The organism is Acinetobacter sp. CY05, from assembly GCF_059515805.1.
Genome location: NZ_JCAKMW010000027.1, coordinates 23,336 through 29,965 on the forward strand (window position 1 = coordinate 23,336; position 6,630 = coordinate 29,965).

8 protein-coding genes are annotated in these 6,630 nt (G+C 40.8%); 5 read left to right on the forward strand and 3 right to left on the reverse strand.

Annotated features, from left to right (window positions below; translation table 11 throughout):
- Positions 1 to 184 precede the first annotated feature (184 nt).
- The gene (locus AC5YCD_RS13995) at positions 185 to 1,432 is read left to right on the forward strand and encodes an SfnB family sulfur acquisition oxidoreductase (protein ID WP_496130619.1); all 1,248 of its coding nucleotides are present in this window, start codon (positions 185 to 187) and stop codon (positions 1,430 to 1,432) included.
- Positions 1,433 to 1,435: 3 nt separating this feature from the next.
- Complete coding sequence (locus AC5YCD_RS14000) at positions 1,436 to 2,677, forward strand: acyl-CoA dehydrogenase family protein (RefSeq protein ID WP_496130620.1); 1,242 nt, start codon at positions 1,436 to 1,438, stop codon at positions 2,675 to 2,677.
- Positions 2,678 to 2,703: 26 nt separating this feature from the next.
- On the opposite strand, the gene AC5YCD_RS14005 is transcribed toward AC5YCD_RS14000, so the two are convergent.
- The 3 genes from AC5YCD_RS14005 to AC5YCD_RS14015 form a co-directional block, all read right to left on the reverse strand.
- Positions 2,704 to 2,916 (reverse strand): hypothetical protein, encoded by a 213-nt coding sequence (locus tag AC5YCD_RS14005; protein WP_496130621.1) that lies wholly within the window; start codon positions 2,914 to 2,916, stop codon positions 2,704 to 2,706.
- A gap of 152 nt (positions 2,917 to 3,068) precedes the next feature.
- Positions 3,069 to 3,266, reverse strand: a complete 198-nt coding sequence (locus AC5YCD_RS14010) for a hypothetical protein (RefSeq protein WP_496130622.1) — start codon at positions 3,264 to 3,266, stop codon at positions 3,069 to 3,071.
- 179 nt (positions 3,267 to 3,445) lie between these two features.
- Positions 3,446 to 3,661, reverse strand: a complete 216-nt coding sequence (locus AC5YCD_RS14015) for a cold-shock protein (protein ID WP_496130623.1) — start codon at positions 3,659 to 3,661, stop codon at positions 3,446 to 3,448.
- Positions 3,662 to 4,204: 543 nt separating this feature from the next.
- Here AC5YCD_RS14015 and tnpA point away from each other — a divergent pair.
- From tnpA to tnpC, 3 genes are all read left to right on the forward strand, one after another.
- Positions 4,205 to 4,588, forward strand: coding sequence for an IS66-like element accessory protein TnpA (tnpA, locus tag AC5YCD_RS14020; protein WP_218999213.1), 384 nt, complete (start codon positions 4,205 to 4,207; stop codon positions 4,586 to 4,588).
- Entirely contained in the window at positions 4,585 to 4,920 is a 336-nt protein-coding gene (tnpB, locus tag AC5YCD_RS14025; RefSeq protein WP_164709242.1) for an IS66 family insertion sequence element accessory protein TnpB, read from the forward strand. The genes tnpA and tnpB overlap by 4 nt, the downstream gene beginning before the upstream one ends.
- 74 nt (positions 4,921 to 4,994) lie before the next feature.
- Complete coding sequence (gene tnpC / locus AC5YCD_RS14030; RefSeq protein WP_496128784.1) at positions 4,995 to 6,599, forward strand: IS66 family transposase; 1,605 nt, start codon at positions 4,995 to 4,997, stop codon at positions 6,597 to 6,599.
- The last annotated feature ends 31 nt before the right edge of the window (positions 6,600 to 6,630 follow it).

The window sequence follows — 6,630 nt, forward strand, 5'->3', positions numbered from 1 at the left end:
ACTGTTTGGATATCAGCTATTTATATTTGTCAAAATCTGCTTTAGATAGCGTGAAAAATGCTGAATAAAAAATAAATGTTTAAATATCAACATTAAAAACCTACTTAATTTTGCAATTTTTTTTATTTCCCTAAGTGAAATTCAGCATGCTAGCGTAGGCTTAATTTCACTAAGAGCGCCAAGAATGACTGCAAAAATTATTGATCCAATTCAAATAGATAGTCAGATTCCTAAAGATTTTTATCAGCTTGAGTCACCTGCACATATTATTCAAAATGATGCCGAAGCAATTTTGATTGCTCAACAATTAGCAGAACAATTTAGCTTAGAGTCAGGTGCACGTGATCAGGAGCGTCGTCTACCTTTAGCAGAGATTCACACTTATTCACAATCAGGTTTATGGGCAATGACGGTACCCAAACGCTTTGGTGGTGCCGAAGTCAGTTATAAGACTTTAGGTGAAGTGGTTAAAATTATATCCGCAGCTGACTCATCCTTAGGACAGATTGCACAAAATCACTGGGCTTTTTTAGAGCACATTCGTTTAGATGCAAGCTTAGAACAACAGCAATTTTTCTTTACAGAGGTACTAAAAGGCAAACGTTTAGGTAATGCCTTTTCAGAAAAAGGCTCAAAAACAGTGGCTGATCTGACCACAACCCTCACTGTACAAGATGATTATGCCCTCTTAAATGGCCAAAAATTCTTTGCTACTGGCGCGCTATTGGCACATTGGATTCCTGTGGTGGCTGTATACAATGAGCAAGCTTATGCTGCCATTATTCCACAGCACAGCGAAGGTCTCACAATTATCAATGATTGGAGTGGTTTTGGCCAACGCACGACAGCAAGTGGCACAGTCATCCTAGAAAATGTTCGTGTAGATTTAGAACATCTGATTCCGATTCATCAGGCCTTTGAACGTCCTACAGCAGCGGGGGCGATTTCACAGTTTATTCAAGCCGCTGTTGATGCAGGCATTGCACGCGCTGCAATTGAGGCAACAATTCACTATGTTAAACATTACACTCGTCCTTGGATTGATTCTGGTCTAGAAAAAGCCACGCAAGATCCCTACACGCTTGCCAATATCGGTGAACTTAAAATTAAACAACGTGCGGCAGAAGCAGTACTTGACCTTGCTGCTTTAGCCATTGACCAAGCGATTGAATCACCTACAGAGTCTCAGGTAACAGAAGCAACATTATTGACTGCTGAAGCCAAAGTATTGACGACCGAATTGGCTATCTTATCAACCAACAAACTATTTGAATTAGCGGGCACGCGTTCGACTTTAAGTGAACTCAACTTAGACCGTCATTGGCGTAATGCACGTACACATACCTTACATGACCCTGTACGTTGGAAGTTTAATTTGATCGGTAACTACTATTTAAATGATGTGCCACCACCACGTCATGCTTGGAGCTAAATCATGACCACAATCACCACTTCTCATTTATCTCTAGGTACCGATTACCAGCAAGTGGCGGCAAAGTACCGTCCAATTTTTAAAAAAATTGCTGAGGGTGCGGTACAACGAGAAACCGAACGTCAATTACCCTTTGAACAAATTCAATGGTTAAAACAAGCAGGTTTTGGTGCTGTACGGATCCCGCTCGAATATGGAGGCGATGGAGTATCTCAACAGCAACTTTTTGAACTTCTCATTGAACTTGCCGCAGCTGATTCAAATCTTGTACAAGCCTTACGTGGTCATTTTGCCTTTGTTGAAGATCGTTTGGTTGCACATCGTGACCAAGATCAGAGTGTTTGGTTTAAACGCTTTGTACAGGGAGATTTAGTCGGTAATGCTTGGACTGAGATTGGTAAAGTCCAAATTGGTGATACTCTTACCCGTGTAACGCAAGATCAAGAGGGCCAATTTTGGGTCAATGGTAAAAAGTATTATTCCACAGGTAGCATTTATGCGGATTGGATTGATTTGTTTGCTTATGATGAGACACAAGATCAGCATGTCATCGCAGCGATTTCTACCCATACACAGGGGGTTGATATACAAGATGACTGGGATGGTTTTGGTCAAAAAACCACAGGTAGTGGTACTTTAACTTTACAACATGTATCGGTACCTGCAGATCATATCCTACCATTCACACAACGATTTAAATATCAAACAGCATTCTATCAAGTCATACATTTAGCAACTTTAGCAGGTATTGCCCAGGCAGCAGTGGAAACATTTAGTGCAGAAGTTAAAAAACGTGACCGTATTTATAGCCATGGTAATGCCGATTTAGTCCGGCATGATCCTCAAATCCTGCAAGTCATTGGTCAAGCCTCTGCGCAAAGTTATGCTGCAAAAACTATCACCTTAGATACAGCAAAAGCATTGGATCAGGCTTATATCAGTCACTTTTCGCAAGACACAGCACAAGATCTAATCACCAATGATGCAGCAGAACTGAGTGCTTCGCAAGGTCAGGTGGTGGTTAGCGATCTGGTCCTTGATTTAAGCACAAAATTATTCAACAGTTTAGGTGCTTCAGCTGCAAGTCGCCAAAAACAACTTGATCGATTCTGGCGTAATGCCCGTGTGATTTCTTCACACAACCCTACGATATATAAGCAGAAAGTCATAGGAGACTGGCTGATTAACCAAAACCCCTTACCTTATGTATGGCAAATTGGGAACAGTCCACAAGCGCAACACTAAAAAAGGGCGTGATCGCCCTTTTTTTATTAATTCAACATTAATTGAATTTCTTGTCGACTATAACCACGTTCTCGTAAAGTGGCATAAATGGCACGCTTTATTTGTGGACAGTGACTGTTCTGGTGTTTTTGAAATAAATAAACTTCGCTTTCACTACGTAATACTTGCTTAAGTTGTAAAACGTGTGTGGTATTTTGAGGAAAAAAGCGTTTAAAAAACTGACGTATTCGGGAGGACATATAACATTTAAGTAACTAAGATAACATGAATATTATCTATTTTTATTTCACTTGCATATCCTATATTGATCCCGAATTGTTAAAATATGTTATGAAAATTCAGATCGAAACTATAGGATTTATGACTATTGTTTAGATCTGTCCAGAGCAGCTTAGATAACTCTATAAATCTTTGTTGTGACGTTGCTTTGAAAAAGCATTTCAAAACTTGGTCGGATATTTTCACCATCTACAGTAATATGTTTAATGTGATCAACTGTATGAGCTGATGAGAGGACTTTATTGAATGTCGCTTGAATAGACAATTTACTGCCAAATTGATCTATGACATGAATATTTTGTGTCAGCATATATATACCTAAAGAAAAAGAAAAAGAAAAAATGTAAGACCAAAATTAAGATCTTTAAAAATAAAAGGGTCTACAAGAAAATAGAAATGCATTCGATGAACAATTTGTTCAACTCATTTAATTTTTAATGTATAAAAAAAGCACTAAAATTAGTGCTTTTTTTGAATATCGTTAACCGCTTATAGGGCAACAATATTAACGGCATTTGGGCCTTTTTGACCTTGAGTTACGCTGAACTCAACCATTTGACCTTCGGCCAAGGTTTTAAAACCTGAATTTGCAATTTCACTAAAGTGTGCAAAAACATCTGGACCTGACTCTTGCTGAATGAAACCAAAACCTTTAGTTTCGTTAAACCACTTTACTGTACCTTTAACAACATTTGAGTTTGACATAATATATCCTACTGAATTTTAATAATTTTAAGTCGTTTTACTGACTGAATGTAACTTTGAAAATAATAAAGATTGGCGCTTAAAATCTGAAAAAAACGAAGGATTATAAATAAAACTGCGATACTTAATAGAGATTTACCGAACAAGACTTTTTTCTAGTTAAGTTAACTATACACTAAATAATAAATTAATCAAGTTTTTTTATATGTATATTTAATTGTCTTATAAAATATTTACCTTTTGATGAATACTAACAGACGAATTAACCGTATAAAGAGTCAGTTTTACCAAAAAAAACCATGTTGTAGCTGCTAAAAAATAGTAGCCGTTGACTTTTATTTAATCGAAATATATACATGATGAAGGATGTATTTTACATCTGGCTATAATAATAAATAGGAATTAAACATGATCGGACTAATCGGAATAGTCTTATCCTTAGTATTGTTGATGTATTGTAAGCGTCCGCTGAACACACCTTATGAATTCATCCTATAAGCCTTAATTTAGTCCCCACTTAAAAACAAGTGGGGACTAAAATTTATGACTACAAATCACCAGACATCCATCGCATCTCTTGCGAAAAAACGAAGAACATACAGTGCTGAATTTAAACAGCAGATCGTTCAGGCTTGTAAAGCACCGGACGTTTCAATTGCTTCGGTCGCTTTGCAACATGGATTGAATACAAATCTTGTATCCAAATGGATTCGCTTAATTGATGCTAAGCCAGGGAGTGATCGCTCACCACTACCGAATAAACCTGCATTTATTGCCTTATCTTGCTCTGCACCATTAGATCCTACTCCTACTGACATGTTAAAGGTTCAAATTACTTTACCCCACTCAAAAGCAGAAATTGGCTTGAAATGGCAAGTATCAGAAATATCTGCTTTAGCAGAATTACTCAAGGCACTGGCAACATGATCCGCATTGATGAAATCTGGCTTTCTACCCAACCTCTGGATATGCGAGCAGGGATGGATACTGTCATGGCTCAGGTGGTGAGAGCCTTTGGCTACATTAAACCGCATTGTGCTTACCTGTTCTGTAATAAACGTGGCCATCGTATGAAAGTGCTGGTACATGATGGACTGGGCATCTGGCTGTGTGCCAGGCGGCTGGAACAGGGAAAATTCCACTGGGCTCAAGTTCACCAAGGTGAAACCGTGGCCCTCAACCCGGAACAGTTACAGGCATTAATCCAGGGTTTGCCCTGGCAGCGCATTGGACGACAGCAAGTGGTCACAATGCTCTAAACCAAGCTCGGTTATTCTGCTATTCTCCAAACGTTCTATTTCCTCTGCGTCATGACCTCAGGCATACTGCGATCATGAATACGCTGCCTGACTTAAGCCAACTGACCCATGAACAACTGCTGGAATTTACCCAGCAGTTGGCAATGCAGCATCAGTCTCTGGCACAATCAAATCAAGAATTAGAAAAATCAAACCAGCAATTGGATGCCAAAGTTCAGCATCTTTCTATTCTCAATCAAAAATACGAGCATGAACTGGCGCTGTTTAAAAAGCATAAATTCGGCAGTAAAAACGAACATCTCACCGCAAAACAAATCCATCTATGGGACGAAGCGGTCGAAGAAGATATCGCAGCCGTTGATCTGGAATTAGAACGATTAAATGCAGATAAAACCGATGCAGCGACACAGAAAGCCACAGTCAACAAACCTAAACGTCGACTGCTGCCAGATCATCTACACACCATCCGTATTGAGCATGAACCTGCATCAACCCAATGCAGTTGTGGCTGCCAGTTACGTCGTATCGGCGAAGATATCAGTGAAAAACTGCATTTCAGACCGGCACAGTTCTACAAGGAACAGCATGTCCGTGGCAAATGGGTCTGTGATCAGTGTGATACCCTGACTCAGCAAGCGATGCCCGCCTATGTGATTGATAAAGGTATTGCCAGTCCTGAACTGCTCAGCCATGTGCTGGTATCGAAGTATGCCGATCATTTACCGCTGTACCGTCAGCGCCTGATCTATCAGCGGGCTGGCATTGATCTGTCCAGATCCACTTTATCTGACTGGATAGGTCGCTGCGGTGTAGAACTGGAACCTCTGGCCAATGCCTTAAAACAGGTGGTGCTGCAACAGCGGGTGCTGCATGCAGATGAAACACCAGTCACCATCATGCGGATGGGTGATGATGAGAAAAAACCGAAGAAAGGTTATGTCTGGGCCTATGCCACCACACAGTACAATCCGGTTCAAGCCGTGATCTATGACTTTCAGGATAGTCGTTCAGGTCAGCATGCTGAAGCGTTCCTGAAAAACTGGCAGGGTCATCTGGTTTGTGATGATTACAGTGGTTATAAAGCACGCTTTAAATCAGGCCAGGTCGTTGAGGTGGGCTGTATGGCGCATGCGCGTCGTAAATTCCATGAACTGCATGTGACCAAAAAAAGTCAGGTCGCTGAACAGGCATTAGTGCTGATTCAGAAACTGTATGCCATAGAAGCAGAACTCAGAAAAAAGACCGATGGTACAGCAGAACAGCGCCGCGAATACCGACAACAGCATAGTCAACCGGTGATGCAACAACTGTATGAATGGCTCAACCAACATCAACTGACGGTGCCATCGAGTTCTCCCACCGCCAAGGCCATCAATTACACGCTGAAGCGTTGGCCAGCTTTAAGCCGCTATCTGGATGATGGCAATCTACCGATTTGCAATAATTGGGTAGAGAATCAGATGCGACCTTGGGCCTTAGGACGCAAGAACTGGCTGTTTGCTGGCTCGCTGCGCAGTGGCCAACGAGCTGCCAATATCATGACTTTAATCCAGTCAGCAAAGCTCAATGGCTTGGATCCGTATGCCTATTTAAGTGATGTGCTGAAAAGGCTACCGACACACAAAGTGACCCAAATTGAAGAATTACTGCCACACCGGTGGCAACCCGACCAAAATTAAAAAATAGGTATGGGGTTCAGCGGATGCTTAC

Bases quoted from the DNA above. Each gene is read 5' to 3' on its own strand.
- tnpC (WP_496128784.1), top strand. From the start codon at position 4,995: ATGAATACGCTGCCTGACTTAAGCCAACTGACCCATGAACAACTGCTG.
- AC5YCD_RS14000 (WP_496130620.1), top strand. From the start codon at position 1,436: ATGACCACAATCACCACTTCTCATTTATCTCTAGGTACCGATTACCAG.
- AC5YCD_RS13995 (WP_496130619.1), top strand. From the start codon at position 185: ATGACTGCAAAAATTATTGATCCAATTCAAATAGATAGTCAGATTCCT.
- AC5YCD_RS14015 (WP_496130623.1), bottom strand. From the start codon at position 3,661: ATGTCAAACTCAAATGTTGTTAAAGGTACAGTAAAGTGGTTTAACGAA.
- tnpA (WP_218999213.1), top strand. From the start codon at position 4,205: ATGACTACAAATCACCAGACATCCATCGCATCTCTTGCGAAAAAACGA.
- tnpB (WP_164709242.1), top strand. From the start codon at position 4,585: ATGATCCGCATTGATGAAATCTGGCTTTCTACCCAACCTCTGGATATG.
- AC5YCD_RS14005 (WP_496130621.1), bottom strand. From the start codon at position 2,916: ATGTCCTCCCGAATACGTCAGTTTTTTAAACGCTTTTTTCCTCAAAAT.
- AC5YCD_RS14010 (WP_496130622.1), bottom strand. From the start codon at position 3,266: ATGCTGACACAAAATATTCATGTCATAGATCAATTTGGCAGTAAATTG.